The sequence below is a fragment of the Natrinema versiforme JCM 10478 genome, from assembly GCF_000337195.1.
GTDB lineage: Archaea > Halobacteriota > Halobacteria > Halobacteriales > Natrialbaceae > Natrinema > Natrinema versiforme.
The window spans coordinates 144,894-171,810 of sequence record NZ_AOID01000029.1 but is presented as its reverse complement, the minus strand read 5'-3'; the positions used below and the strand labels follow the sequence as shown (position 1 = coordinate 171,810).

General features: G+C 64.1%; 23 protein-coding genes. 9 read left to right on the top strand and 14 right to left on the bottom strand.

The genetic code is table 11. The features are described from left to right. Positions 1 to 10: 10 nt before the first annotated feature. The 11 genes from C489_RS10605 to C489_RS10555 all read right to left on the bottom strand — a co-directional run bounded on the left by C489_RS10605 (position 11) and on the right by C489_RS10555 (position 12,333). Positions 11 to 502, bottom strand: a complete 492-nt coding sequence (locus C489_RS10605) for a metal-dependent hydrolase (RefSeq protein WP_006431246.1) — start codon at positions 500 to 502, stop codon at positions 11 to 13. A gap of 200 nt (positions 503 to 702) precedes the next feature. After that, positions 703 to 1,626, bottom strand: coding sequence for a phosphate ABC transporter ATP-binding protein PstB (pstB, locus tag C489_RS10600; protein ID WP_083902799.1), 924 nt, complete (start codon positions 1,624 to 1,626; stop codon positions 703 to 705). Between the two features lie 3 nt (positions 1,627 to 1,629). Further along, complete coding sequence (pstA, locus tag C489_RS10595) at positions 1,630 to 3,243, bottom strand: phosphate ABC transporter permease PstA (protein ID WP_006431244.1); 1,614 nt, start codon at positions 3,241 to 3,243, stop codon at positions 1,630 to 1,632. A gap of 34 nt (positions 3,244 to 3,277) precedes the next feature. After that, positions 3,278 to 4,219 carry a phosphate ABC transporter permease subunit PstC gene (pstC, locus tag C489_RS10590; RefSeq protein WP_006431243.1) on the bottom strand — a complete coding sequence of 314 codons (942 nt, stop codon included), beginning with the start codon at positions 4,217 to 4,219 and terminating at the stop codon, positions 3,278 to 3,280. Between the two features lie 49 nt (positions 4,220 to 4,268). After that, positions 4,269 to 5,237 (bottom strand): phosphate ABC transporter substrate-binding protein PstS family protein, encoded by a 969-nt coding sequence (locus tag C489_RS10585; RefSeq protein ID WP_006431242.1) that lies wholly within the window; start codon positions 5,235 to 5,237, stop codon positions 4,269 to 4,271. A gap of 465 nt (positions 5,238 to 5,702) precedes the next feature. Then, on the bottom strand, positions 5,703 to 6,713 hold the full coding sequence (locus C489_RS10580; protein ID WP_006431241.1) for a phosphate ABC transporter substrate-binding protein PstS family protein: 1,011 nt from the start codon (positions 6,711 to 6,713) through the stop codon (positions 5,703 to 5,705). Positions 6,714 to 6,944: 231 nt separating this feature from the next. Further along, positions 6,945 to 7,664 carry a phosphate signaling complex protein PhoU gene (gene phoU / locus C489_RS10575; RefSeq protein WP_006431240.1) on the bottom strand — a complete coding sequence of 240 codons (720 nt, stop codon included), beginning with the start codon at positions 7,662 to 7,664 and terminating at the stop codon, positions 6,945 to 6,947. Further along, on the bottom strand, positions 7,664 to 8,596 hold the full coding sequence (gene pstB, locus C489_RS10570; RefSeq protein WP_006431239.1) for a phosphate ABC transporter ATP-binding protein PstB: 933 nt from the start codon (positions 8,594 to 8,596) through the stop codon (positions 7,664 to 7,666). The genes phoU and pstB (C489_RS10570) overlap by 1 nt, the downstream gene beginning before the upstream one ends. Next, a complete protein-coding gene (gene pstA, locus C489_RS10565; RefSeq protein ID WP_006431238.1) occupies positions 8,593 to 10,164 on the bottom strand; it encodes a phosphate ABC transporter permease PstA in 1,572 nt (523 codons plus the stop codon). Before pstA (C489_RS10565) ends, pstB (C489_RS10570) begins: the two co-directional genes overlap by 4 nt. Next, positions 10,161 to 11,228, bottom strand: coding sequence for a phosphate ABC transporter permease subunit PstC (pstC, locus tag C489_RS10560; protein WP_049890776.1), 1,068 nt, complete (start codon positions 11,226 to 11,228; stop codon positions 10,161 to 10,163). Before pstC (C489_RS10560) ends, pstA (C489_RS10565) begins: the two co-directional genes overlap by 4 nt. Before the next feature lie 46 nt (positions 11,229 to 11,274). Further along, a complete protein-coding gene (locus C489_RS10555; RefSeq protein WP_006431236.1) occupies positions 11,275 to 12,333 on the bottom strand; it encodes a substrate-binding domain-containing protein in 1,059 nt (352 codons plus the stop codon). Positions 12,334 to 12,847: 514 nt separating this feature from the next. Here C489_RS10555 and C489_RS10550 point away from each other — a divergent pair. The 5 genes from C489_RS10550 to C489_RS10530 all read left to right on the top strand — a co-directional run bounded on the left by C489_RS10550 (position 12,848) and on the right by C489_RS10530 (position 19,342). Then, positions 12,848 to 13,843 (top strand): PhoU domain-containing protein, encoded by a 996-nt coding sequence (locus tag C489_RS10550; RefSeq protein WP_006431235.1) that lies wholly within the window; start codon positions 12,848 to 12,850, stop codon positions 13,841 to 13,843. A gap of 632 nt (positions 13,844 to 14,475) precedes the next feature. Further along, complete coding sequence (locus C489_RS10545; RefSeq protein WP_006431234.1) at positions 14,476 to 15,750, top strand: Single-stranded DNA binding protein; 1,275 nt, start codon at positions 14,476 to 14,478, stop codon at positions 15,748 to 15,750. After that, positions 15,747 to 17,555, top strand: a complete 1,809-nt coding sequence (locus C489_RS10540) for a hypothetical protein (protein ID WP_006431233.1) — start codon at positions 15,747 to 15,749, stop codon at positions 17,553 to 17,555. The genes C489_RS10545 and C489_RS10540 overlap by 4 nt, the downstream gene beginning before the upstream one ends. Before the next feature lie 10 nt (positions 17,556 to 17,565). Then, a complete protein-coding gene (locus tag C489_RS10535; protein WP_006431232.1) occupies positions 17,566 to 18,405 on the top strand; it encodes a metallophosphoesterase in 840 nt (279 codons plus the stop codon). A gap of 109 nt (positions 18,406 to 18,514) precedes the next feature. Continuing rightward, entirely contained in the window at positions 18,515 to 19,342 is an 828-nt protein-coding gene (locus C489_RS10530) for a hypothetical protein (protein WP_049890782.1), read from the top strand. An 83-nt stretch (positions 19,343 to 19,425) separates the two neighbouring features. Here C489_RS10530 and C489_RS10525 read toward each other — a convergent pair whose 3' ends face one another. Beyond that, entirely contained in the window at positions 19,426 to 19,731 is a 306-nt protein-coding gene (locus C489_RS10525; RefSeq protein ID WP_006431230.1) for a hypothetical protein, read from the bottom strand. A 187-nt stretch (positions 19,732 to 19,918) separates the two neighbouring features. Between C489_RS10525 and C489_RS10520 the strand changes: the two genes are divergently transcribed. Next, a complete protein-coding gene (locus C489_RS10520; protein WP_006431229.1) occupies positions 19,919 to 20,149 on the top strand; it encodes a hypothetical protein in 231 nt (76 codons plus the stop codon). A gap of 135 nt (positions 20,150 to 20,284) precedes the next feature. On the opposite strand, the gene glnA is transcribed toward C489_RS10520, so the two are convergent. Further along, positions 20,285 to 21,637, bottom strand: a complete 1,353-nt coding sequence (gene glnA / locus C489_RS10515) for a type I glutamate--ammonia ligase (protein ID WP_006431228.1) — start codon at positions 21,635 to 21,637, stop codon at positions 20,285 to 20,287. Between the two features lie 240 nt (positions 21,638 to 21,877). After that, the gene (locus C489_RS10510; RefSeq protein WP_006431227.1) at positions 21,878 to 22,231 is read right to left on the bottom strand and encodes a hypothetical protein; all 354 of its coding nucleotides are present in this window, start codon (positions 22,229 to 22,231) and stop codon (positions 21,878 to 21,880) included. Positions 22,232 to 22,441: 210 nt separating this feature from the next. On the opposite strand from C489_RS10510, the gene C489_RS10505 reads away from it, so the two are divergent. The 3 genes from C489_RS10505 (at position 22,442) to C489_RS10495 (ending at position 26,916) form a co-directional block, all read left to right on the top strand. Beyond that, positions 22,442 to 22,792, top strand: a complete 351-nt coding sequence (locus C489_RS10505; RefSeq protein ID WP_006431226.1) for a thioredoxin family protein — start codon at positions 22,442 to 22,444, stop codon at positions 22,790 to 22,792. A 67-nt stretch (positions 22,793 to 22,859) separates the two neighbouring features. Then, entirely contained in the window at positions 22,860 to 24,368 is a 1,509-nt protein-coding gene (locus C489_RS10500; protein WP_006431225.1) for a ribonuclease H-like domain-containing protein, read from the top strand. 1 nt (position 24,369) lies between these two features. Continuing rightward, positions 24,370 to 26,916 (top strand): DEAD/DEAH box helicase, encoded by a 2,547-nt coding sequence (locus C489_RS10495; RefSeq protein ID WP_006431224.1) that lies wholly within the window; start codon positions 24,370 to 24,372, stop codon positions 26,914 to 26,916. Position 26,917: the final 1 nt, after the last annotated feature.

The following is a 26,917-nucleotide window of genomic DNA, read 5'->3' as shown; positions in this document are numbered from 1 at the left end:
CCGCTTCGGGCTACCGGAACCGCTCGAGTGTGCGTTTCGGGGTAGGCATATCGATCGGGCCCTCGAGATCGTATTTCATGCCGAGTAACCCGCCGAGGATGAGAGTGACTGCGACGACGGACGCGAGCATATTCAGGAGCAGCCAGTCGACGGACGTCCCGTACAGCGTGGGGTCGACGGGAACGAACAGCCGAGCGCCGCCGGTCAGCATATCGAAGCCGACGTGTGAGCCGAACCCGATTGCGGCGACTCGCCACGGGCCGACCGAAGAGAGCAGGACGATCACGACGACGCCGCCGACCAGCGAATGGGTCAATCCGCGATGGCTCCACAGCGGTCCCGAGACGTATCCGAGTTGGATCAGCGGCCGGAAGACGAAGGTATCGATATCGGGGCCCGCAGCGGCGAGTGCCGCGACGAGATACGGCTCGGCCCGTTCGGAGCGACAGACGACCACGGCCAGTGCGAGACCGATCAGGATGTGGACCCCAGTGGCAACCATCCCTTCCAAGTCATGTGATATCGGCGCATAAGCGACGTGGTTAGCAACCGACACTTACTCACGGCACAGACAGTCTCTCGAGAGAGTCGACTCACCGAATGTGAACACGACGATGACTCGACGGGACAACTCGGTGTCGCCACTCGAACGACACTGTGGCCGACTAGAACGCGAGAAACGGATCGAACGAACGCCTGCGGTTAGCCGAACTTGCCGGTGATGTAATCTTCGACGCGGTCGTGCTCGGGGTTCTCGAAGATTTTGTCGGTGTCGTCGAACTCGACGAGTTCGCCGCCGGTCAGGAAGACCGCCGTCTTGTCCGAGATGCGGGCCGCCTGCTGCATGTTGTGGGTGACGATGACGACCGTATACTCCTCGGCGAGGTCCTCGATCAGGTCCTCGATCTTCGAAGTCGCAACGGGGTCAAGCGCCGAGGCGGGCTCGTCCATCAGGATCACGTCCGGATCCGGCGCGATCGCTCGAGCGATACACAGCCGCTGTTGCTGGCCACCCGAGAGATCCAGCCCGCTCGAGTCGAGTTGGTCTTTTACTTCATCCCAAAGTGCAGCCCGGCGAAGGGCGTCCTCGACAATCTCGTCGTAATCGCCATCGACGCCCTGTACGTCTAGCCCGTAGGTGACGTTGTCGTAGATGCTCTTCGGGAATGGGTTCGGAGCCTGGAACACCATTCCGATCTTGCGTCGGAGGACAACCGGATCGACATCGTCGTCGTAGACGTTCTTCCCCTCGAAGAGTAACTCGCCGTCGACGCGTGCGGCGTCGACGAGGTCGTTCATCCGGTTGATACAGCGGAGGAACGTCGATTTCCCACAGCCGGATGGACCGATGATCGCGGTGACCTGTTCGGCCGGAATATCGATGTCGACCGACTGGAGCGCCTGGACGTCGTCGTAGAAGACGTCAAGATCTCTGGATTCGATTACGGTTCGACTCTCGCTCCCGGACGGAGCCGCACTCTTGTCGACGTCGATCGACGAATCGACGAGGGGGTCGGTCGTCGGATCGCTCCCCTCGAGGTCGTTGTTCGCGAGGCTCTCTCGCCCCCCGTCGGTCGCTTGGTTATCGGTACGGCTGTCCGGATCAGTCATTTGATCTCGTGTCATGGGTCAATCTCGGCGTTGATACTTGTTACGGATAATGATGGCAGCACCGTTCATCAGCAGGAGAACCACCAGCAGCGTCATGACGCCGGCTGCGAGAACGCCGTGCTGGAACGCCGCGTCAATCTCGCTCGACCAGGTGTAGATCTGTCGCGGCATCGCGCTGAATTTGCTCGTAAAGGAGTCCGGCGCAATCCGAACGACCGCCGGTGCACCGATGATCAGCAGGGGTGCGGTCTCACCGATCGCGCGCCCCATGGCGAGAATGTTTCCTGTCATGATACCGGGTAACGCTTCAGGGAGGACGACGTTCCGGACCGTCTGCCACCTGGTCGCTCCCATCCCGTAGGAGGCCTCTCGCATCGAGTCCGGGACGGCACTGATCGCCTCCTGCGAGGAGATGATGACGATCGGGAGGATCAGTAGGCTGACGGTGAACCCGCCGACGAGGGCGGTTCCCGACCCGAGCCCGCCTTGTCGAATGAACAGCGCGAGCCCGAGAACACCGTAGACGACCGAGGGAACGCCGGCGAGGTTCCCGATGTTGACTTCGATCAGATCGACGAGTCGCCCCCACCATCCCCGATCGGGGGCATACTCCTCGAGGTAGACGGCGGCACCGACGCCGACGGGGAACGCGGAGACGACGATGACCAGTAGCATCATCACCGAACCGACGAGTGGCGGATAGAAGCCGGCGTCTTCGGGCGTTCGCGACGGCGGGTCGGTGAGAAAGCCCCAGTCGAGCCACGAGTTCGGTCCAGCGAAACCGAGCGCCTCCGTGACGACGACGCCGACGATGACGCCACCGGCGACGAGGACCGGGAACGCAAGCCCGGCGGTGCCTGCTCCGCGCCGGACGACGCTTTCGACGTAGAGACCGACGGGGACGGCGGTGACGACGACCAGCAGCATCCAGACGAACGGACTGAGGCCGACGACCGGAGCGAGTCCCAGCCCGGCCGCCGCAACGACCAGCGTCAGACCCGCTGCGATAGCCCCGTCACGGTCGTTCTCGCGCTGGCGGCGAACGAACCAGCCGACGACGACCGCGACCGGGACGACGACCGAGCCCAACAGCGCGAGTGCTTCGGTCGGTAGCATCGGCAGCGAAAGGATGAGATCGGGGATCAGTACGAGCGCGGCAATCGGAACCGCGACGAGAACGATGAACCGCTCGAGGTCGGCGCTCGTTCGAACGCGGCCGTGAGCGAATACGACCGCGGCGGCGATGGCGAGCGCGACGACGATCGAGGCCCACTGATAGACAGTGACGATGTGTTCGAGCGTGATGAACACGCCGCCGGTGAGCAGGAGCGAGACGACGGGGAGTCCGAGCGCGATGGCCGCGGTTTCACCGGCTCGCGCGTCGCGGGTATAGTAGTAGCCCGTCGCGCCGAGGGTCGGAAGCAAGAGCGACGCGGCGAAGGTGAGCAGCCAGCCGATGTCGGCTGAGAGCGGCCTGAAAGCGTCGTTCGCGACGTACAGGAGGAGAACGAAGACGGAAACCAAGGCGAGCAGGGTCGCCCCCAGACAGAGGGACTTGAACGCCTGGCCGCGAAGGCGGCTGACCGCTTCGTCCGTTCCGTACCAATCGCCGGTGCGCTGGTCGGTCGCCATTATCGGTACACCTCTGTCGGTTCGTCGGTGGCGATCATTGGTATTCCTCCTGATATCGTGCTGCGACGAAGTCGCTCGCGAGATTCATCGCGAACGTAATCACGAACAGCGTCAGCCCGAGTGCGAACATACTCAGATACGTCGCCGAGCCGCCGGTCGCGTCGCTCGTCACGGCGTTTACCATCCCTGCGGTCATCGGCTGCCCCGAACTGAGAAGGTTGTTCAGCGGGTTCGAAAAGTTGAACATCCGCGGCCGCAGACCGGCGGCCATGACGACGATCATGGTCTCGCCGATCGCTCGCGAGAGCGCAAGAATGAACGAGGAGAAGATCCCCGAGATAGCTGCCGGGATCACGATCCCGGTCGACACCTCGTATTTCGTCGCGCCCATGCCGTATCCGGCCTGTCGGAGCGAATCGGGGACAGAGCTCATCGCGTCCTCGGACAGCGACGACACCATCGGGATAATCATGATCCCGACCATGATCGACGCGCTCAACAGGTTGAACGTCCCGACCGGGATCCCGATCGCCTGCAGCGCGGGCGTCAGATAGACCAGCGCCAGGTAGCCGTAGACGACCGTCGGAATGCCGGCGAGGATCTCGAGCGCGGGTTTCAAAACCGATCGCATGCGATCGGTCGCGTACTCACTGAGGTAGACGGCCGCTGCGACGCCGGTCGGGACGGCCACCATCGCCGAGACGACGGTGATTATCAGCGTCGCACTCACGAGCGGCCAGACGCCGAAGTTCCCCCCGTCCCCGCGGACGAACCACTCGGTCTCGGTGAAGAACTCCGCTGCTGGGACCAGATCGAAGAACGTGATCGCGTCCCTCGCAAGCGTGTAAATGATCGCCACAGTCACGAAAACGGTCAACGCAGCACAGGCGAACAGTAGCCACTTGTAGATACGTTCTTTGACGACTTGACCCGACGACGATCGCGTTAGGTCGACGTCTATCGATCGCTCACTCATTGACGGGGGATAGTTGGATGACCATCGTGAATCGTTCGGTTCGACCCGATCAGTTCGTCGCGCTCTCTAGCTTTTCGAGGTTCGACTCGACCTGCTCGTCGTTCGCCGGGACGTAGCCGACATCGGTGATGGTGTCGGTCGACGACTGCTCGATGTAGAACTCGACGAAGTTGTAGACCGGGTCCCGATCGAGCGACTCCTGGCTGACGTATATGTACAGCGGCCGTGCCATAGGATACGTCCCCTCGCTGGCCGCGTCTAGACTAGGCGCGGTGCATTCGTCGTCCTCGCTTTCCTTGATCTCGAGTGCCTTGAGTTCGTCTTCGTTCTCCCGGTAGTACGCGTAGCCGAAGTAGCCGATCGCGTTTTCGCTCGAGGAGATTCCCTGGACGAGTTCGTTGTCGTTTTCGGTCTTTTCGTACTGGGTAACGTGGCTCCCGTTGTCGCCGATCACGTTGTTTCTGAACCAGTCGAACGTGCCGGACGTCGAGGGCGGGCCGTAGCGTTCGATTTCCTCGTCGGGCCAGTCGGAGTTGACATCGGACCACATTTCCGCACCGTCCTCGGACCAGATCTGTGCGAGTTCGTCGTAGCTGACGCAGTCGATCGGCGAATCGTTGTGGACGGCCATGGTGACTGCGTCGGCACCGATCTGGAACTCGATTGGTTCGACGCCGTTTTCATTACAGGACTCGACTTCCGCGTCCTGAATCGGACGCGACGCGCCGTTGATGTCGGAGTCGCCGGGACAGAAGTTGTTGCTGAACCCACCACCGGTTCCGGTCGAGTCGGTAGTGACGTTCACGCCGTCGTTCTCCGCCATGAACGCCTCGGCGAGCGTGTCGGAGACCGGGAACACGGTGCTGCTCCCCGTGACGATAACGCGTTCGTTGTCTCCGCCATTGCCAGTGTTTTCGGTACAGCCGGCGAGCGACAGCGCGCCTACTGCGCCCGTTGTGGCCAGGACCTTCCGTCGAGAAACCGATCGCCCCGAACGACCCATCTCGGTATCAGTCATCACCTGGAGGTTCGACCGTATATAGAAATATGATGCTATGTTAGCTATATAGTGCTACATACTCGGACGTAGGTTCCACCCCCTTCTCTTCTCTGACCCGAAACCCGCCCTACAGGACCTCTCAATGAATACTACGCCGATATGGAAATGCTTGAAATACACGTATTGATATATAACCGACCAGAGGATACGGAGACTATAGATCTGGTAAAACTATAGTGCCCGGTCCGGCCGACTACGCCCAACAGTCGAAGCATCGATACGGCGACGATCGTCTCACCGAAAGATAGTCCCGATCGAAGGCAACTCGAGAAACGTCGAACGACTACTCTGAAAACTGACGACGAACGCTCTTTTCCCGTCGGAACTGACCGACTCGCTCGAGGGCGAATCACTACAGTAGTCACTGAAATGATTTCCACGCTGATCGCAACACTGTCGTTCGATCAGGTGGTGCAATGAGTTTCAGTGGCTACTTTCGTCGACAATCGTCTCGAGCGTATCCAGATTCACGGCAGACTGCTCGTCGCTCGAGGGGACGTAGCCGATGTCGTCGGCGATCCAGTCGGCCGTCGAGTTCTCGAGGTAGAACCGGACGAACTCGGCGACCGGTTCGCGGGTCAGTGCCTCCTCGGACGGGTAGATAAACAGCGGTCGAGCCATTGGATACGTCCCGTCGCTGGCCGCCCGCAGACTCGGTTCGGTACACGCGTCGCCGGTCGTCGCGGTGATCTGAAGCGCATCGATGCGGTCCTTGTTCTGCTCGTAGTAGGAGTAGCCGAAGTAGCCGATTCCGTACTGACTCTCTTCGATTCCCTGCACGATGGTCCCGTCGTCTTCGGTACTGACGTAATCGGACCGATGGGGGCCGGCGCTACTAACGACGGTTTCGGTGAACCAGTCGTACGTCCCCGACGTCGTATCGGGGCCGTAGCGTTCGAACGGTTCGTTCGGCCACTCCGAATTGAGATCGGCCCACGTTTCGGCACCGCCCTCGCTCCAGATCTGGGCCAGTTCGTCGAACGAAAGACAGTCTGCCCACGTGTTCTCGGTGTTTACAGCCATCGTCAGCGCGTCGCCCGCGATCTGCATCTCGACCGGCGTGACCTCGTTTTCGCCACAGCGGCTTTTCTCCGCCGACTTGATTTGCCGGGACGAACCGTTGATGTCCGAATCGCCGGGACAGAAGTGGCCCTCGAATCCGCCGCCGCTTCCGGTCGATTTGACCCTCACGGTCACTTCCGGGTTCTCCGCCATGAAGCGCTCGGCCATCGTTTCGGAAATCGGATAGACCGTACTCGAGCCCGTGACGGTCACTTCCCCCGAGAGTTCCTCGTCCTCTCCGCTTTCACCCTGATCGGCGGCCTCGGACCCGAGACACCCGCCGAGCGCTGTCGCGCTTCCCACGCTCGTCGCCGTGAGAAATTGTCGCCGCGAAACCCCCCGAAGAGCACCGTCGAACTTGTCGGTCTGCATCACGTGAATGACACGGAAGCATATAAAAGTACGATGCTATGTGTCATATATATTGGTACATAGACCCCCCGTTCGTCCCTGACGGTTTCCGTGTGGCGAACGACCGAATTCTCGACTGTACGCTGGGAGAGTCGCTGAGCAACGACACAATCGGTTACCGCGAGAACAGTCCGGTAGCGCCCCTCTCATGACGGTTCCCTGATGAGCCGGAGCGATTCCGAAGATCGACGGTCACGTGAGTAGCTCCTCGCTACTCTCGAGCGCATACAGCGTCCGGGCCGCCACGTTCACCGCGTGATCGCCGACGCGCTCGAGATCACGAACGACCACGAACGTTCGCGAAACGTCCGTGAATACGTCCGCTATCGGCTGATCGACGGGTTCGTTCCGACTCGACCGATCGCCGGTTCGACTGTCGCCGTCGGTGGAGATGCCGATGAGAGTCTGGACGAGACGCTCCATCACGACGCCACACCGGTCGTCGAGTTCGTCGTCCCGCTCGGCGACCGCGAAACAGGCCGCGGTGTCGTCCGTCGCGAACGCATCGATCGCGTCCTCGATCTGCTCAAGCGCGAGTGCGGCGATCCGTTCGAAGTCGACGTCGGGGAGCGTCGGCGCGGTTTCGCTCGAATCCACCGTATACCCCGCTAAGTTGGTCGCAAGATCGCCCACCCGCTCGAGATCGGTGACGATCTGAAAGGCGGCGACGACGAACCGGAGGTCGCCGGCGACGGGCTGATACAACGCGAGGAGGTCGAGACACTCACGCTCGATGTGGAGATAGCGATCGTTGACCGTGTCATCGCCGTCGATTATCTCGTTAGCGAGCGTTCGGTCGTCGGTGAACAGCGCAGTGATCGCGTCGGCGAGTCGTTCGGCGACGAGAGTCCCCATCGCGACGACCGCCTCGCGGAGGCGTTCGAGACGCTCCCGGTAGTCCGCTCGAGTCATCACCCGAACTTACCGGTGACGTAGTCCTCGACGCGTTGGCTCTCGGGGTTCTCGAAGATCTTGTCGGTGTCGTCGAACTCGACGAGTTCGCCGCCGGTCAGGAAGACCGCCGTTTGGTCGGAGATCCGGGCGGCTTGTTGCATGTTGTGTGTCACGACGACGACCGTGTACTCTTCGGCTAACTCCTCGATCAGGTCCTCGATCTTCGCGGTCGCAATCGGATCCAATGCTGACGCCGGCTCGTCCATCAGGATGACCTCGGGATCGACGGCGAGACAGCGGGCGATACAGAGCCGCTGTTGCTGCCCGCCCGAGAGGCCCAACGCATTGTCGTCGAGTCGGTCGCTGACCTCTTCCCAGAGGGCCGCCTGTTTGAGACACCGCTCGACGAGTTTCTCTTCCCGTTCGCCTGAGTCGTCCCCGAGCAATCGTGCGAGGAGGCCGGTTTCGATGTCCCCGTGCTTGCGCGGGCCGTAGGAGATGTTGTCCCGAATCGTTTTCGGGAACGGGTTCGGTGACTGGAACACCATCCCGACGCGTTTGCGGAGCGTGACGAGGTCGAGACCGTCCTGGTAGATCTCTTCGCCCTCGAGTTCGACCGACCCGTCGACGCTGGCGCTCTTGATCCGATCGTTCATCCGGTTGAGACACCGCAGGAACGTGGACTTCCCACAGCCCGAGGGGCCGATGAGCGCGGTCACACTGTTCTCGGGAATATCCATGGTGATCCCCTGGAGCGCCCGTTCGTCGCCGTAATATACGTCCAGATCGTCGACCGAGAGCTTCGGTTCGCCTCGGAACTCGTAGTCGGTCCACTCCGTCTGTGTCTCCTCTTGAGACTCGCCGGCCGTGGTCTGCGTGACGGCGTCGGCCGATCGATCGTCTCGGTTCGATTCCGCCGGATCGTGACTCGCGTTTTGTGTGTTGCTCATGCTTGTAGTTTCTTTCTGAAGTAGATCCGCGTGGTAATTCCGATCACGTAGAACGACAGAACGACCAACAGGAGGACGAACGCAGTCGCCCATCCGTATCCCGGATCATCGCCAACGACACCGGTCGTGATCGCACCGTACAGCTGGTAGGGAAGCGCGCTCGAGCCGCTCAGCAGTGCCTCGTTGACGATAAACGGCGGCGAGGTCGTGAGTTCGAACGATCCCATGATCGCCGGTGCCGAGCTCCGCTGGGGATTGTCGGCGGTGACGATCAGGATCGGGGCCGTTTCGCCGGCGATGCGGCCGATACCGATGATGATTCCGGTGACGATTCCGGGCATCGCCGAGGGGATCGTGACGTCCTTGATGGTCTCCCACTTGGAGACTCCCAGCGCCGCGCTGGCGTCGCGGTACTCGTCTGGGACGCTCTTTATCGCCTCGCGGCTCGTGATGAGCACGAGCGGGAGCAGCATGAACCCGAGGACGATCATCCCGGCCAGCAGGCTCGTGTTGTTCCCGAGTCGCGGGACCAAGAACGCGTAGCCGAACAGGCCGAAGACGACGCTGGGCGTGCTCCAGAGTCCGTTCGTGGCGATGTCGATCACGCTCGTGAACCGTCCCTCCTCGGCGTACTCGGTCAAGAACACCGCCGCGCCGACTCCGATCGGCACGGCCATCACGAGGGCTCCGACGACGAGCCAGAACGTACCGATGATCGCCGGATAGATCCCCTTCTGATTGAGAACCACGTCGTAGCCGTCCATGACGAACGGCCAGTGGAAATTAAGCCCCGGTCCGATCTCGATACCGTCAACCGCATACCAGAACCCGTTCTTGACGATGAAGGCGATCAGCAGGAGCAAGACCAACAGGATGAGCGTGGCGTTCGCACCGATCAGGAAGAACGCCCCCGCCTGTCGGCCCGCCGCTCCGAACCCTTCGAACGCGTTCGCCGCGGCCCACGCCGTGACCAACCCAGCGACGATCGTTAGCAATGGAATGAGGACGGTCCCGTTGAACGTCACGCCGAACCCCGCCGGACTCCAGGCCCAAGCGGGCGTCAGTCCGTCGAACAAGACCAGACTGCCGATGGCGACCGAAAACAGGCCAGCAGGAACCGTCACGCCGAGATCCTCTCGCGCGAACACGATCGCGCCGGCGACCGTGAGGCCACCGATCAGCGCGAGGGGAGCCCACACGAGACGACCGAGTCCGAACGTCTGTGACATGGCCAGTCCGATCCCGCTGAACGCGACGAATCCGAACCCGCTCGCGACGCCGAGGCCGGCCGATCTGTCCGGAGTCGTCTCGATGACGCCGTATCGGGAGCCAACGCTGATGGCGAGGAGGCAGCCGCCAGCGACGAACAACAGCGCCGTCAGCACGGTTTCGATCTCGATGCCGAGAATCGTCGATCCGAGGGACCGTTGTCCGGCTAGCGTGAGGCCGCCGACGACGAACGCCGCGAAGAACGTCGCGATCGGGACGACCGAAAGTCCGGCCAGCGCGGCCGAATACTCGACAGCTAACGGGTCCCGCGACTGATTTCGTAGCGTGCGTTCGCTCATAGTTCACCTCCGAGGTTCTGTTTGACGCGTGCCTCGATAAGCTGGGCAGTGATACTCAACGCCATCACGGTCAGGAACAGGATCACGCCGGCAGCGAACAGCGCCTGCATGTGGAGGCCGTGTGCGTTGCCGTACTGACTGGCGATGAGGCTGGTCAGCGTGACCGTGTTGCCGAAGACGTTGTACAGCGGCTCCGGTAACTGCATCACGTTCCCCAGAATGACGGTCGCGGCCATCGTCTCGCCGACGGCGCGGCCGACACCGAGCAACACCGCGGCCGAAATCCCAGAGAAGGACGCGGGAAGGGTGACGCTCTTGATCGTCTGCCACTCCGTCGCGCCGATCGCGACGGCCCCGTCTTTCATGTGATCGGGGACGCTCGAGATGGCGTCCTCGGCGACCGATGCGACCGTTGGAAGCGCCATTAACCCGACGACGACGCCGACGACGACGATGCTGCCACTCGAAGTGAGGCCGAAGTTGTCCATCATGTAGCCGTTGATGATCGTAAACCCGATGAACCCGTAGACGATCGAGGGGATTCCGGCGAGCGTTTCGACGGCCGGTTTCACGATCTCGTGTGCCCACGACGGTGCGATTTCGCTGATGAAGATCGCCGAAGCGACTCCGAGCGGGGCAGCGACGAGCGTCGCCAGGATGGTCGTCAGGACGGTGCCCCAAATGGCGGGATATAGCGAGTATCTGTCGTCACCGCGGCTCCAGTAATCCCCGTTCGTATAGAGGATCTCGAGCCCCATCTGTTCGAACGCGGGAAACGAGCGGAGAAACAGGTACGCAGTGATGAGCACGAGTACGAGCGCCGTGGAAATTGTTGCGAGGAACATCAGTCCCTTCGCGGTCGCCTCTTGGTGGACGAACCAGCCGTACACGGCCACCCCGAGAAATGCGAGGACGAAAAACACTGTCACCCCCGGAACGAACAGAAAGCTCAGAAGCGCACCCGCCAGCGTAGCACCACCCGCGACGAGGACGGGCGATCGCCCATCGCCTGCGGTAGGGTTCTCGATATCCGACGAATCACTCGTTCGTAATGAATTTGACATTGGTGAATCAGTTCGTACAGTTTCAAAAGCGGTGCCGTTCGGACGCTCAGTTACTCGGCTCCGGGAGCTTGTCCATTTGGGTCTGCTGGCGCTCGTCGGTCAGTCCGAGGTAGTCCGCGTTTTCGACGAAGTTCTCCTGGCCGTAATCGTGGAGGATCATCCGAATGAAAGCGGCCTCCTTCTCCGAGGTGTCCTCCCACGTGTAACAGTGGAGGTCACGCGCGAGCGGATACGACGGATCGGCCATCTTCTCGCGCGTGTACTCGGTGCCGTCGATCACGAGGTTGACCATCGGTGCACCGTCCGAAATGAACGCGAGGCCGGCGTAGCCGATCGCGTTGTCCGAGTTCTCCAGGACCGTCTGGACCTGCTGGTTTTCGCCGTGACGGGCGTCGACGGTCATGTCGGCGTTCGGGTCGCCGAGGACGTTGTTCCGGAACGAGGTGTCGGTTCCCGAGCCCTCGGCTCGACCGATAACCTGAATCTCCTTGGAACTCCCGCCGTAGGCCTCGACCTCGGACCAGTTACTGATCTCTCCCTGATAGATTCCCCTGACCTCCTCGAGCGTGATCGTCTCGAGGCCGGCGTCTTTGACCTCGCTGCTGACCATGATCGGCTGCGCGTCGACGCCGACGACGTGGTCGACAAAGTCCGAGAGTTCGTCCTCGCTCCGATCGGGGAACTCGGCCGCGACGGGGGCACTCGCGTCACCGATATCGACCTGCTCGTTCTCGAGTTTTTCGAGGCCGACGCCGGTGTGATTCAGCCCGATGGAGGTCTCGAACGGCGGGCCGTCGCCGTCGGATTCGAAGCCGTAGAGGCCGCCCCAGTATTCCGCGAGGTTCTGATCGGTGTCGACGTCGTAGTCGCTTGGCATCCAGTAGTCCTCATCACCGGCGGGCGGATTCGAGTTCCAGAGCGACCCGGCCCTGCTCGTGATCGGGTAGACCGTCGACGAACCGTCGGCCGAAAGCGACCCGCTGCTACTTCCATCGTCGCTCCCGAGACAGCCGGCAGCCGTCACCGCACCGATCGCACCGGTCGCTGCGATGAACTTTCGTCGCGATACCCCGTCGACAGAGCGTCCGAACTGGTTGTCTGCCATCACGTGATCAATTCGAGAGGGTATAAAAATACGATGCTATGAACCGTATATATCACTCAGAGCGGACATACTCCTATATAGATCTCAATTGGTGCGCCGAAAACGGTCCAACCGGGCCCGCTATCGATCGCGTGACGGATAGAAGCACGATCCGCCGGCGACGATCAGCTGGCAAGTCGTCCGCGGACTGCCGCCACCACCGCCGGGTATGACACGCTCCGGCCACCGTCTCGGTTAGTGATTGAACGCAATTCCTCGTTCGCCGACTCTCACCGTGTGCGTGCCCAGGATCGTGGTCGTTCGCGCCCAGTTCCGACACGGCAGTACACGTATCAGAAACCGACCTATATCTATATACGAGTATAGTTATCATCGTCTGCAAGGGTATTACTACGGATTCGATAGCTCCCGAAAGCGGCCCGAACGACCGACTATACGGCGAATGTTCCCAGGTCAGAGCACGCCTCTATAGACACATGTATATTTATATCCGGCCGGTCGAAACCCCCGCAACATGGAGACGCGCAAAGTCCAGGTGACCGGCGGATCGACGTACACCGTCTCGCTGCCGAAGACGTGGGCGACCGAAAACGACGTCAGCGCCGGGACGACCGTCGAGTTCTACCCGGAAGACGACGCGCTCTTGCTCACGCCGCGGGACGAAACCGGCCGTCAGGAAGGGGTCCTCGATATCTCGAGTCTCGAGGGCGAGCGCCTGACCCGGGCCGTGATGACGATGTACGTCAGCGGCTTCGACATCATCAGGCTCGAGGCGGGTCGGATCACGACGGACCAGCGCCGGGCGATCCGCGACGCTACCCAGGGGCTGGTCGGCGTTGAAGTCTTAGAGGAGACGACCGACAGCGTGGTCATTCAGGACCTGCTCGACTCCTCGGAGCTGTCGATCGTCAATGCTGTTACGCGCATGCGCCTGATCGCTCAATCGATGCTCGAGGACGCGGTGACCGCGCTGATCGAGGACGACGACGACATCGCTCACGACGTGATCGAGCGCGACGACGACGTCGACCGGCTCTGGCTGGTCGTCTCGCGGATCTTTCGCGCGACGCTTCGCTCGCCCCGGGCCGCCGAGGAACTCGGCGTGCCCCGCGAGGACTGTTTCGACTTCCACTCGAGTGCCCGCCAGCTCGAGCGCGTGGCCGACCACGCGGCCAAGATCAGCAACATCGCGCTCAAACTCGGGGAGATCCCCGAGCCGGTCGCCGAGGGCCTCGAGGAGTTGCAGGCCGATGCCTCGACAGTTCTCGAGAAGTCGATGGACGCGCTGTTTGCCGACGACACCGACGAGGCCAACCGGCTCGGCCACGACGCCCGGGAGAACGTCCTCGAGATCGACGAGCACACGCGCCAGATCGACGATATGCTGCGGGACCTCGAGCCGGTCCAAGCCCAGTCGCTTGGACTGATCGTCGACTCGCTGTCCAGAAGCGCCGACTACGGCGGCAACATCGCCGAGACGGCGCTGCAGAAGGCGGCACCGCGGCCCTGAGACCGATTTTCCGTCGATTGCGGTCCACGGAGACAGGACGAGTCGGCTCTCCGATCCGTGTACCGGAGGGGTTTTATGCCGATAGCGGTGAGTAGGAGGTAGACGGCACGGTCAGACAGTTACCTTTCAGCACGCGTGGTTTCCACGGGTGTTCACCTGACTGACCTACCCCGTCTTTCCAACAACCCTGAGCGGTTGCTATAGCGGTCCTCTGTAGACTACTGCTATCGTTCGTTAGCGGTGCAAACGTCAATCTCGAGTGCGATGTTTTCCGCTCGAGGTGATCTCTGTCTGCCGAAATTAGTGCCCCCTCTATGCTGGAAATAGGAAGAAGAGATGGAGCGTCCTGCTCAGACTGGCAGCAGGGAAATTCCACGCCCTCCCCAGCCGATTCGTTCGCTCACTTCGATCGCTCACTCATCCCTCGCACAGCGTTGTGCTGCGGTTCGCCGATGGCTCACCGCATCACAGCGCGCGCCACCGCAATATCGGTTGCGCAGTTCGGAGTGAGTGGAAGATTCCATCAGTCCAGCGACCGATTTACGAGACGAACGTCTCGAGTGAGTCCTCGATCGGTTTACTTTCGCCCTCCTCCGGGAACGCTTTTTATGCCCCAACTCGAAAGGCAAGTGATGGAACTCGACGATCATGCCGAGGATCTCGCCTCCGACCTCGGTGTTGACAAAGAGGAGGTCAAAGACGACCTGCAGAACTTGGTGGAGTACAGCGTCCCGGTCGACGAGGCAAAACAGAGCCTCCGACGGAAGTACGGCGACGATTCCGGCGGCGGTGGCGGCACACCGTCGGCGAAGGATATCGGCGAAATCACGCCCGACGATAGCAACGTCACCGTCACGGGCGTCGTCCTGACGGCGGGCGAGCGATCGATCCGCTATCAGGGCTCCGATCACGTCATCGTGGAGGGCCGGCTGGCCGACGAGACCGGCGTCATCGACTACACGGCGTGGGAGGACTTCGGCCTCGAGCCCGGCGACACGATCACCGCGGGCAACGCGGGCGTCCGCGAGTGGGACGGCGACCCCGAACTCAACCTCGGCGAGAGCACCTCGTTGTCGTTCGACGACGACTCGCTTGAGGTGCCGTACGAAATCGGCGGCGACGCCCAGCTGGCCGACCTCCAGACCGGCGACCGCGCGGTCACCATCGAGGTCTCGGTCCTCGAGTGCGAGCGCAAGACGATCGACGGCCGCGACGGCGAAACGGACATCCTGAGCGGCGTCTTCGGTGACGAGAGCGGCCGACTGCCGTTCACGAACTGGGACCCCGCGCCGGAGATCGAAGACGGCGGCTCGGTCCGCATCGAGAACGCCTACGTCCAGGAGTTCCGCGGGGTGCCCGAAGTCAACGTCTCCGAGTTCTCGAGGGTCAGCGCGCTCGATCGAGAGATCGACGTCGGCAGTAACACCTCGACGATGGACGTCGGCGACGCCGTCGGTACCGGCGGCATCTACGACGTCGAAGTCGTCGGCAACCTGCTGGCGGTCCGGGACGGGTCCGGACTCATCCAGCGCTGTCCGGAGTGCTACCGCGTCATCCAGAAGGGGCAGTGTCGAACCCACGGCGATGTCGACGGAATCGACGACATGCGCGTCAAGGGAATCCTCGATGACGGCACCGGCACCGTCACCGTCGTCCTCGACGACGAACTCACCGAGCGCGTCTACGGCGGGTCCCTCGAGGACGCCTTAGAGCAGGCCCGCGAGGCGATGGACCAAGAGGTCGTCGCGGACCGGATCCGCGAGCGAATCGTCGGTCGTGAATACCGCATCCGCGGTCACCTCTCGGTCGACGAGTACGGCGCGAACCTCGATGCCGAAACCTTCGAGGAGAGCGACGACGATCCGGCCGCCCGTGCGATGGCCTTCTTAGAGGAGGTGGACGCATGAGCGCGAACGGCAACGGAAACGGCGATGGCGACGACGAGGTGCCGGGGCGAGAGCTCGCCTACCGGCTCTTCGCGGCGGAGTACGACGACGCCTCGCTCTCCTACGCCGAGAGCGACGAGGAGCGGGCACCGAACTACGTGATCACGCCGACCGGCGCGCGACTCAACCGCGTCTTCGCCGTCGGTACCCTCACGGAGGTCACGTCGGTCAACGACGAGATGGTCCGGGCCCGCATCGTCGACCCGACCGGCGCGTTCGTCGTCTACGCCGGCCAGTACCAGCCCGACGAACTCGCCTTCTTAGAGCAGGCCGAACCGCCGGCCTTCGTCGCGGTGACGGGCAAGGCCCGCACCTTCCAGCCCGACGATTCGGACCAGGTCTACACCTCGATCCGTCCGGAAAGCATCGCGACGGTCGACGCCGACACCCGGGATCGGTGGGTCGTCAGCGCGGCCGAGCAAACGCTCGAGCGGATCGGTACCTTCGCGGGAGCCGCGGAACTCGGTGTGACTGACGAGGCGCTGACCGACGCCCTGCTTAAGGCCGGCATCGAATCCGGTCTGGCAGCGGGGATTCCGATCGCGCAGGACCACTACGGAACGACGCCGTCGTATCTCGCCGCGCTGCGCGAGTGCGCGCTCGAGGCCGTCGAGGTCGTCGCCGGCGAGCGCGATCAGGTGAGCGGACTCACCATCGCACCCGACGCGACGAGCCCCGACTACGACGCGTCCTTTGCGTCGCTCGCGGATCTCGAGGGCGTCGACACCGAGGCGCTCGCAGCCGAGACGGACGCGGAGCCCGAACCCGAAGCGGAGCCGGAGCCGGTCGCAGCGGCGGCTGGCGGCAGCGGGGCGGCAACCGATCCGGCGGACGCACACTCCGGCTCGGCGGCCGGAACGGCGACGAGCGACGGCGCAGACGCTACCGAAAGCACCGAGATCGACGCCGACCTCGAGAGCGAACCCGCCACGACCGGGACCGAGAGCGACACCGGCGAGGCCGACCCCGGCGCGGATCCAACCGAGACTTCGGAACCGGAGACGGAACCCGAGACCGCCGAGGCGACACCCGACGACCCGGCGAGCGACGACCCAGTGGCCGTCGATGGCGAATCCGATGGCGAGCGCGAACCGGCGGCGACGGCCGCCGACGAACCCGCTGCTGTCGAGGCGTCATCCGCCGACGATGCTGACGACGCCGACGACGATTTCGGCGACTTCGACGCCGGCGACATCGACGACAGCATGTACGAGATGGACGAAGAGGAGCGCGAACAGCTCGAGGAAGAGTTCGGCGCGGAGTTCACGACCGGGAGCGAGGTCGACGAACCCGGCGAAGCCGACATCGACGTTCCTGAGCCGGAAGACGTCGAGGCGGGCGACGAGTCCGAATCGGACGACGCCACGGGCGAAGCCGAAACCGCGGCAGAGTCCGCGGAGGATGATACCACCGCCACCGAATCGACCGAGCCCGACGACGACCTCGGCGCACCGCCGGAATCCGGACTCGAGGCCGACAAGACCGACGAATCGGACGCTACCGAGTCCGAACCCGCAGCCGACGAGGAGCCCGAAGCCGACGCTGACAGCGACGACGAACCGGCCGCGGACGTCGACCTCGAGGACTACGTCGTCGAGACCATGGAGGAACTCGACGACGGCGACGGTGCCGACCGGACGGCGCTGATCGAGGCGGTCGCCGACGACACCGGCGCGTCCGCCGACGAGGTCGAAGACGCGATTCAGGACGCCCTGATGGGCGGCCAGTGTTACGAGCCCGACGACGAGACGCTGAAAGCGATCTGATCGGGCGACGATGCGAGATGATTCCCGTCGCGGCGCGGCCGAAGCCGGGTCGCGGCCGCCTCGAGTCGACCCCCTCCCCGGCGACCCGGCCGCGACCGCGGCGATCGGGGACGACCGCGCCTTGCTCGTCGCCGACTACCACGCCGGCTACGAGGCGGGGCTGCGCTACGAGCGCGGCGTCGACGTTCCCAGTCGGGCTCCCGACCGCCGGGAGCGACTCGTGTCCCTGCTCGAGCGCACCGATCCCGATCGGCTAGTCGTTTGCGGCGATCTGATGCACTCGATCGGCGATCCGGGCGGAGCCGAACGCGGCGAACTCGAGGTGCTGTTCGAATCCTTCCAAGCCGATCTCACAGTAACGGTCGTCAAAGGCAACCACGACGGCCGTATCGAGACGTGGCTGGCGGACGGCGACGACATCGAGGCGACGGTCGACATCGTCCCCGGCGAGGGCGTCGCGCTCGGCGATATCGGCGTCTGTCACGGCCACACGTGGCCCTCGCGAGCCGCCCTCGAGAGCGATGTGCTCTGTCTGGGCCACGAACACCCCTGCGTGCGACTCGAGGACGAGGTCGGCGGTAGTCGCGTCGAGCGCGCGTGGCTGCGCGGCCGCCTCGATCCCGAGTCGTTTCGCGACCGCCCCGACTACGAGGGCGTTTCGTGGCTCGAGGATACGGACGAATCACCCCCGCGCGTGGTCGTGATGCCGGCGTTCAACGACCTCGTGGGCGGGACGTGGATCAACGTGACCGGGCAGTCGTTTCTCTCGCCGTTTCTCCCGGCGGGGCTGGCCGAGGCCGAGGCCTACCTGTTGGACGGGACGCGGCTCGGGCCGTACGAATCGGTGTAGGGAAACGAGTGATAGTCGGCCGTAACAACCGGGATCGCCAGACACTATATTTTCACGCCACCGAATTTAATCCCAAGATAATTCAATACAGACTACATGAATGGTGAATGTGTCATTCAGGCAACCCTCAGCGGCGTTCTTCTCGGTCGTTGCTGGGAGTTATGTCGGCCTCCTCGCGCTGGGCGGTACGGGCCTCGTCCACGGAACGGGGTACGTTACGCCGTGGTCCGTGGCCGCTGGTGGGTGTGCCGGTCTTCTCGTGGCACTCCGTAGCTATCTGTCGACGGCTCCTGCCACTGCACTCGTCCGAACGCGGCTGTACCTTCTCCCGTTCATAGCCGTATTCATCCCGATTTTTGCGGTTCTGGTTCTCCAGCTAGCCGACATCCCTGGCTACGAAACGTGGGTAACGGCCTGGCTCGGCGAATACCTCGTCTTCGCCCTCGCGGGGACGATCTTCTATTTCGTCACCGTGAATCGACACGTGGCGTCCCTTCGTGAACGGGAATCGATCTTAGCCGAGTGGACCTCGTACCCGGACACCAGATATCGGCGACTCGTCCACGGACTCGGGTTCGCTCTCGGCTGTGTCTGTATCGTCGGCGGCCTGCTTCTCGCGCTCTCGGACCATCTAGTCATCAATCCGCTTCCCGCGGTCGGCGGTGCGATGATCGGCCAGGCGATCACCGGCGGCAGACAGCGAACGTACACGCTTTTCGAGAGCGGGCTATGCGTTCGCCGCTCGAAGACGTTCAACTACCAGTTCGTCCCCTGCACGCAGTTGCGGTCACTCGATCTTACGGATGACCGTCTCGAGATCCGTCGTGGACTGCCGTGGCCGCTTCCGATCCGGTGTGCCACGACACCGATGACACAGCCCCAGCAGGTAGCGGCTGCAATCGAACGGGCACTCGAGTCCGGTGGAGACATCGATTAGCCCCGTTCGTGTGACGGCTCTCGGTGCGTGAACGCCGAATCGCGATCGCTAGCTGAGCAACGTCGACCGTGATCCGTCCGAGATTACCGCGCTCTCGTTTCGGACCTGATTTCGTCACCGTCTCGCCACTGATAATAGTAGTACTCGGTCCCGGCGATCTCCGTCACCGAGACGGTCGCTCGCTCCGGGATATCGTCGGGGTAGGTCTCCGGATCGGCTGTTGTCGTCCCCTCTTCCTCGTCGTCTCGCGCTTTCCACGACGCCATCTCCTCGAGATAGGCACTCGCCTCGCGGAGCGTCGCCGGCTCTCGCGTCGCGAGTTCTCGTAGCGCCTCGCGACCCGTGCGATCGAGTTCCGTCGGCACGCTCGGCCGCTCGTCTGCGCTCATGTCTCCCGGTGGTGGGCTGAGGACCGTAAACTATCGCCTTTCCGTTCGGAACTTGTCGATCGATTCGAGACCGACTCGCCGTCTCAATTCGGTGCCTGTTGACGCACCTCGTATTGAGTCCTAGTATTCATTAGTACGCCAACCACGTGTAGATTTATATACCGGAACGAGGTCGACACTGATGACCATGGTCTCACAAACACACCGCCACGACACTCGGCTCGAGCCCGTTCCCCGCGACATCGAATCAGCCAGCGCGAAACTCGTCTATCTCTATCTCGAGGCGACCGACGGCGCGACGGTCGGCGAACTGGGGGAGCGACTGGCGATGCAGAAACTCGACGTGCTGAGCGTGCTGAGTTCGCTCTCGAGTGCCGGCCACGTCGAGCAAGCGGATTCGGCGTACGTTGCGAACTGATCGCAGCGACGGTCGGAGGAGAGGGTCGCAGTTCTCGCGTCGGTCTCGATGAATCAGTGAAAACGGAAGCGGTCTCAGTGAGCCGCGGCGGTCGCAGGAATCGTCGCCGCCGGTGTGGCGGTCGGAGACGGCCGGTTAGAACGTCTCGAGGTAGCGGTCGAGTTCCCAGTCGGAGACGTCGACGAGGTAGTCCTCGAACTCTTGGCTCTTGGCTTCGACGAACTTCGGCCCGACGTGCTCGCCGAGTGCGTTGTAGATGACCTCGTCCTCTTCAAGGGCGTCGACGGCCTCGCCGAGGTTCGTCGGCAGCGTGTCGATGCCGTACTCTTCGCGCTTCTGCTCGTCGAACTCGTAGATGTTCTCCCGGACCGGGTCCGGACAGTCGAGGTCGCGCTCGACCCCGTCGAGGCCGGCGTGGATGAGCGCCGCGAGCGCGAGGTACGGGTTACAGGACGGGTCGGGGAAGCGGGCCTCGATGCGCGAGGCCGCCGGGACGCGGGCGGCCGGTTTGCGGATCAGCGCCGAGCGGTTGCGGTCGGACCACGCGACGTAGACGGGTGCCTCGTAGCCGGGCACCAGGCGCTTGTAGCTGTTGACCGTGGGGTTCGAGACCGCCGTGATCGCCGGCGCGTGCTCGAGGATACCGGCGATAAAGGAGTGAGCCGTCTCCGAGAGGTCGAACTCGTCGTCCTCGTCGTGGAAGGCGTTCTCGCCGTCCTCGAACAGGGAGAGGTGGGTGTGCATCCCCGAGCCGTTGATGCGCGGGATCGGCTTCGGCATGAACGTCGCGTGCTGGTCGTGTTGGGCGGCGATGGCACGGACGACGGTTCGGAAGGTCGCGACGTTGTCAGCCGTCGAGAGCGCGTCGTCGTACTCGAAGTTGATCTCGTGTTGGCCCTTCGCGACCTCGTGGTGGCTCGCCTCGATCTCGAAGCCCATCTCCTCGAGGCCGTAGATGATGTCGCGGCGGACATCGCTGGCGAGGTCTTTCGGCGCGAGGTCGAAGTAGCCGCCGTGGTCGCCCGTCTCCGTCGTGGCGCGGCCGTCCTCGTCCTCCTCGAAGAGGAAGAACTCCGGCTCGGGCGCGGCGTTGACCGTGTACCCGAGGTCGTCGGCGCGCTCGAGCGCGTTCTTGAGCACGCGGCGCGGGTCGCCCTCGAAGGGTTCGCCCGTGGAGGTGTCGATGACGTCACAGATCATGCGGGCCGACGCGCCGTCCTCGCGGTCCTGCCACGGGAGGATCGCGAACGTCTCGGGGTCGGGCTTGAGCCGCATGTCCGACTCCTGAATGCGAACGAAGCCTTCGATCGAGGAACCGTCGAAATAGATCCCCTCGGTGAACGCCTTCTCGGCCTGTCGGGCCGGCACGGAGACGTTCTTGACCGTTCCCAGAATGTCGGTAAACTGCAGTCGCAGGAAGTCGATGTTCTCCTCGTCGATCTCGTCCAGTACGTCTTCTTCCGCGGCGGTTAAGTTTCCGTTCGTCATCTTCTGCTCGCGTAAGCCAACGGATTCTACTATTAAAGTTCTACTGTTGTTGGCGAATATCCGTAAATAGAGATGGAAGTGATCGAACGTAAGTTATAATATGGGATATTCGGAGTGAGGATGACATTAGCTGAAAAATACCGTCGGAATTGAATAGTCGTGGAGAGGGGGTACGACCACGCGGTTCACCGGGCCGATCGAGCAGCGCGTTACCGCCGCCGTTACCGCCCGGCGGATCGGTTACTCCGTTTCGGAGCGGTACTGCGAGCCGGCGACCACACCGACACCGACCAGTGCGGTCAGACTCGAGAGACCGATATCGATGCTCGCCCGCCAGACGGTCGCCGAGGTTCGGAGCGCGCGCCGCCACGCCGCCAGCGGGGTCGGCGCTCGAGCGGGCGAGGGGTCGGTGTGTCGCGGCCGCTTCGAGAGCGTGGTCTCACAGGACGGGCAGACGTACGCGACGTGGCGCTCCCGCGAGCGCACCTGCCAGTCGCCGTCGATCGGACTCGCGTGATCACACTCCCAGCAGAACAGCGTGGCTTTCCGTCGTTCCGGCACGCCGTCGCCGCGGGTGGATGCGGGCTGGGTCATCGAGCGCGGCTACGCCGGCTACGTATAAAGTCGCACTCCGAAACCCGTTCACACAATACAGTTCACCGGGGAATCTCCGCGACGACACCGTCAATCGATCCGAGGGGAACGGTGTCGACAGGGTATCGTCTCTCGAATAGATCGCCCCCGTCCCGGCCGAACACCGCACCGTCCGTCACAGGTTTCCGCGGCGAGACCATCCATTCACTCATGGCCGCGACCACTAAACCGAGCCGGTTCGAGAACGGCGACGACCTCGAGACCTTCGTGGAACGCCACGACGTGGCGCTCGTCGAGTTCTACACCAGCGGCTGTGCGCTGTGTCAGGCGATGGAGCCGGTACTGGGGAACGTCGCCCGCGCGACCGACGTCGCGATCGGGATGGTCAACCCCGGCGACGATATCGAACTCGTCGACCGGTTCGACATCCGGTCGGTGCCGACGCTGATCCTGTTCGAAGACGGCGAAGAAACCGCGCGACTGGCTGAGGGCTTCCAGGGCGGCGACGCCGTTACCGACTTCCTCGAGACCCACGTGCCGAACGCCGTCGACGCCGACTGAGTGACGGGGTCGCGGACATCGCTCGGGTCCACGAACCCTTATGACCGCCCGCTGCTAGGCCCCGTCTATGTCCGCCGAGGGTGCCGAGCTGTTGGCGTTGCGCTGTGACGCCGTCGCCGACCTGGGCGAGCCGGCACTGCGCGACGTGGTCGACCACTTCGATCCGGCCCTCGTCTACGTCGTTCGCGACGCCTCGGACGTCCGCGTCGTGAGTCGTCTCCGGCGTCTGTTCGACGGCCCGGTCGTCTCCGCCACCGGTCCCGCAGCGGTCCGGACCGAGACCGTCGCGGACGTTTCGTTTCTCTTCGCGGGCTCGACCGCGCTGCTCGAGGACGCGGCCGAAACCCACCCGAACGCCGACTACGTCGTCTGCGACGACCTCGAGCCGAGGACCGACGCCGTCTCGCTTGATGCGACCCTCGCCGGCCGCGAGGCCGCCGCCCGCTACCGGGCTCGAGCGAACGGGGAGCCGACGTTTCTCACCGGCGCGCTCGAGGCGAGTTACGACCACGTCTGGGAGGCGACCGTCGACGGCGAGGCGGTCCGGCTGCCGGTTCGGGGAGTCGCCCCGCTCCGCCGGTCCGGTGGGGCGGAACTCGCGGCTCTCACCTGCGATCGAGCGGGATCGGTCGCGGTCTCGTCGGTCCCGGCGGACCGGTTCGGGCTGCAAGCGCTGACCGGCGTCGGGCCGACGACGGCGGAGCGACTTCGAACGAACGGATACGACACGCGCGCGGCCGTCGCCGAGGCGACGGAGACGGCGCTGTGTTCGATCGACGGCATCGGTGCGTCGACCGCTCGAGAGATCGTCGCCAGCGCGCGGGCGCTCGCCGACTCTCGCGTGGTTCGACGGACGGCCGACCCGGTCCCACCGGCAAGCGACGCGGCGACGCCCCTGTTCGTCGACATCGAAACCGACGGGCTTCAGCCGACGATCATCTGGTTAATCGGCGTCTACGATCCCGAACGCGACGCCTACGTCGACTTCGTCGACACCGAGCCGACCCGCGACGACCCGGGCGCGGCGACCCGCGAGTTCGTCTCGTGGCTGGCCGCCAAGTACGAGACCCCGTCGCTGCTGGCGTGGAACGGCCACTCGTTCGACTACGAGCACCTCGAGCGGTTCATCGCCCGCGACGCGCCCGAATTTCACGAGTATTGGCGCGAACACGTGTCCACCTACGACCCCTACGACTGGGCAGTCCGGCGGGACAACGCCGTTTTGCCGGGGCGAACGAACCGACTCGAGGACGTGGCCCACGCGCTCGGCTGCGACCGCTCGGGTGCCGCGGCGGCGCTCGACGGGAAGACCCTCGCCGAGCGGATCCGGCGGTTGCTCGAGGGCTCGAACGGTCCCGGTTCCGGCGCGAACGGCGGCTCGGACGCCGCGATCAGTCCCGGTATCGACTGGGACGCGGCGCGTCGGTACTGCGAGGCGGACGTTCGCGAGTTGGCCGCGGTCTACGACGCGATCGTCGCCGCCCCGCCCGCGACCGAGGAGCCGACCGAGCACGGCGCAAACGGAGATCGAGCGACGGACGATTCGACGACCCAGACCGGACTCGCCGACTTTTGATATGCCACCTGACGACACCGAGAACCCGATGGCGAACCGAGAGAGCACCCCGACAGATGGCCTCGCGCTGACCGCCGCGGAACTGGTCGAGACGTATCCCTCGAGTCGCTACGGCGGCCAGGACCGCGAGCGGTTTACGCTACCGGCCGAGTCCGCCAGCCACGTACCGGCCCGCGAGGTGTTACCGTCCGAACTCGCGGCGAAACTCGCGGTCGATCCGTGGAGCCATCAGGCCGACGCACTCGAGGCGCTGTCCGCGGGCGAGAACGTCTGCGTCGCGACCTCGACGTCCTCCGGGAAGACCTACGTCTACGGACTCGACATCGCGCGGCGGTTTCGGGAGAACCCCAACGTGCGGGCGTTGCTCGTCTACCCGACGAAGGCGCTCAGCCGCGATCAGGAGCGGGAACTCAACGACCTCTTCGACGCGCTCGGACTCGAGGTCACCGTCGGCGTCTACGACGGCGACACGAAACGGCAGGAGAAGGTCCGAATCCGCGAGGAGGCGAACGTCGTCATCACGAACTTCGCGGGGGTCAACCAGTACCTCGAGGGCCATCACCGCTGGGCCGACTTCCACGCGAACTGCGACCTGCTGGTGATCGACGAGGCCCACGCGTGGACGGGGATCAGCGGGATGCACGCGGCGTGGATCCTCCGGCGGGCACGCCGGCTGATCGACTGGTACGGCGGCGACCCGCAGTACGTGCTGACGACGGCGACGATCGGCAACCCGGCCGAACACGCGGAGGCGCTGACCGGCGAGCCGGCGACGGTGATCGACGAGGACGGCTCGCCCAGCGGCCGCCGCCATCTCGTGTTCTGGGACCCGCCGGCGGACGGCGACGGAAGCGGTTCCGGAGGCGGTGCCGATACCGGCGACGGTGACAGAGGCGGCGACAGCGCGTGGACGCCGAGCAAGCGCCCCGCGACCGTCGAGGCCCCCGAGGTCTGGGCGCACTGCTGCGATCGCGGCGTCCCCTCGCTGCTGTTCTGTGACTCCCGCAAACAGACCGAACTGGCCGTCGGGCGCGCACGGGAGTACCTTGAGATCCCGAGCCTACCCTCCCGCGGCGGGACCGAACTCGCCGCGTACAACGCGGGCCACGGGAAGCAATCTCGCAGAGGGACCGAGAACCGGCTCAAGAGCGGCGACCTCGACGGCGTCGCGACGACCAGCGCGCTCGAGGTGGGCATCGACGTCGGCGGCATCGACGGCACCGTCCTGCTGGGCTATCCCGGCTCTCGCCAGTCGTTCTGGCAGCGGATCGGCCGCTCGGGGCGCGACGAGCGCGAGGCGCTCTCGGTGTTCGTCCCCAGCCACGCGACCCTCGACCAGTACATCCTTCGCCATCCCGAGTACCTCCTCGAGGAGGAGCCCGAGAGCGCGGTCGTCGATCTCGAGAACAATCCGGTCTACCTGCAGCATCTGCAGTGTGCCGCCCAAGAGCTACCGCTGCGCCGCGAGGACGCAGACCGATTCGGCGGGCTCGACCGCCTCGAGCGAGCCGTCGAGTACGGGCGACGAACCGGCGATCTCGAGGGGTCGCTCGCGGGCGGGGTCACTTACGCTCACCGCGATCGACCACAGGACGAGATCAGCCTCTACGCCTCCGGCGGGAATGCCTTCGAAGTCCGACTGGCCGGGGAGGAGTCGATCGACCACCAGCCGATCGGTCGCGCCCGCGCGTACCGAGACTATCACGAGGGCGCGACGGTGCTGTACCGGGGCGACCAGTACGAGGTAGTCGACCTGCGGGAGGATCGTCCCCAGCCCTACGTCGAACTCGAGGCCGTCGATGTCGACTACTACACCCAATCCCAGCGCCAGACGACGATCTACGACACCGAGGTCCGCGAGTCCCGCGACGTCGGCCCGTTCCGGCTCAACTGGGGCTACGGCACCGTTACTGTCCACCACGACACCTTCATGAAACGGGAGATCGGCTCGGGCGACGTTCGCGCCGTCGGGCTCGAGACCGGCGTTCCGCCCCTGGAGATGCGCACGCAACTGTGCTGGGCCGAGGTGCCCCACGACGTCGAACGCGCGGTGACGGCCGCCCACAGCGACTACCACAACGACGAGTGCGAGGACCTCCCGCCGCGGCTCCACGGCTACCTCGGCGGCATCCACGCCGTCGAACACGCCATGATCGCCGTCGCGCCCCTCGAGTTGACCGTGGACGCGGCCGACCTCGGCGGACTCGCGACCAACCGGCTGCCCGACACCCCCGGGACGAGCGGCTGGTTCATCTACGACGGCGTCGAGGGCGGACTGGGCTTTTCCCGGCGCATCTACGAGGAGTACGAGGCGGTCACCCGGCGGGCTCGCGACCTGATGGTCGATTGTGCGTGCGGGCGCGACGAGGGGTGTCCCGCCTGCCTGATGGACGACCGCTGTGGCAATGACAACCGCCCGCTGTACGCGCCCGCGGCGACGGACGTGATCGACGCGCTGCTGGGCGATTTCGATGTCGAAGGAAGCACCGTACTCGAGACGAACGAAGAAACAGACGGCGAACGTCGGCCGCCCGCGTCGATTTCCTAAC

Excerpts from the sequence above, each read along its gene's own strand:
- C489_RS10605 (WP_006431246.1), bottom strand. The coding sequence starts at position 502 with ATGGTTGCCACTGGGGTCCACATCCTGATCGGTCTCGCACTGGCCGTG.
- pstB (WP_083902799.1), bottom strand. The coding sequence starts at position 1,626 with ATGACACGAGATCAAATGACTGATCCGGACAGCCGTACCGATAACCAA.
- pstA (WP_006431244.1), bottom strand. The coding sequence starts at position 3,243 with ATGGCGACCGACCAGCGCACCGGCGATTGGTACGGAACGGACGAAGCG.
- pstC (WP_006431243.1), bottom strand. The coding sequence starts at position 4,219 with ATGAGTGAGCGATCGATAGACGTCGACCTAACGCGATCGTCGTCGGGT.
- C489_RS10585 (WP_006431242.1), bottom strand. The coding sequence starts at position 5,237 with ATGACTGATACCGAGATGGGTCGTTCGGGGCGATCGGTTTCTCGACGG.
- C489_RS10580 (WP_006431241.1), bottom strand. The coding sequence starts at position 6,713 with ATGCAGACCGACAAGTTCGACGGTGCTCTTCGGGGGGTTTCGCGGCGA.
- phoU (WP_006431240.1), bottom strand. The coding sequence starts at position 7,664 with ATGACTCGAGCGGACTACCGGGAGCGTCTCGAACGCCTCCGCGAGGCG.
- pstB (WP_006431239.1), bottom strand. The coding sequence starts at position 8,596 with ATGAGCAACACACAAAACGCGAGTCACGATCCGGCGGAATCGAACCGA.
- pstA (WP_006431238.1), bottom strand. The coding sequence starts at position 10,164 with ATGAGCGAACGCACGCTACGAAATCAGTCGCGGGACCCGTTAGCTGTC.
- pstC (WP_049890776.1), bottom strand. The coding sequence starts at position 11,228 with ATGTCAAATTCATTACGAACGAGTGATTCGTCGGATATCGAGAACCCT.
- C489_RS10555 (WP_006431236.1), bottom strand. The coding sequence starts at position 12,333 with ATGGCAGACAACCAGTTCGGACGCTCTGTCGACGGGGTATCGCGACGA.
- C489_RS10550 (WP_006431235.1), top strand. The coding sequence starts at position 12,848 with ATGGAGACGCGCAAAGTCCAGGTGACCGGCGGATCGACGTACACCGTC.
- C489_RS10545 (WP_006431234.1), top strand. The coding sequence starts at position 14,476 with ATGGAACTCGACGATCATGCCGAGGATCTCGCCTCCGACCTCGGTGTT.
- C489_RS10540 (WP_006431233.1), top strand. The coding sequence starts at position 15,747 with ATGAGCGCGAACGGCAACGGAAACGGCGATGGCGACGACGAGGTGCCG.
- C489_RS10535 (WP_006431232.1), top strand. The coding sequence starts at position 17,566 with ATGCGAGATGATTCCCGTCGCGGCGCGGCCGAAGCCGGGTCGCGGCCG.
- C489_RS10525 (WP_006431230.1), bottom strand. The coding sequence starts at position 19,731 with ATGAGCGCAGACGAGCGGCCGAGCGTGCCGACGGAACTCGATCGCACG.
- C489_RS10520 (WP_006431229.1), top strand. The coding sequence starts at position 19,919 with ATGGTCTCACAAACACACCGCCACGACACTCGGCTCGAGCCCGTTCCC.
- glnA (WP_006431228.1), bottom strand. The coding sequence starts at position 21,637 with ATGACGAACGGAAACTTAACCGCCGCGGAAGAAGACGTACTGGACGAG.
- C489_RS10510 (WP_006431227.1), bottom strand. The coding sequence starts at position 22,231 with ATGACCCAGCCCGCATCCACCCGCGGCGACGGCGTGCCGGAACGACGG.
- C489_RS10505 (WP_006431226.1), top strand. The coding sequence starts at position 22,442 with ATGGCCGCGACCACTAAACCGAGCCGGTTCGAGAACGGCGACGACCTC.
- C489_RS10500 (WP_006431225.1), top strand. The coding sequence starts at position 22,860 with ATGTCCGCCGAGGGTGCCGAGCTGTTGGCGTTGCGCTGTGACGCCGTC.
- C489_RS10495 (WP_006431224.1), top strand. The coding sequence starts at position 24,370 with ATGCCACCTGACGACACCGAGAACCCGATGGCGAACCGAGAGAGCACC.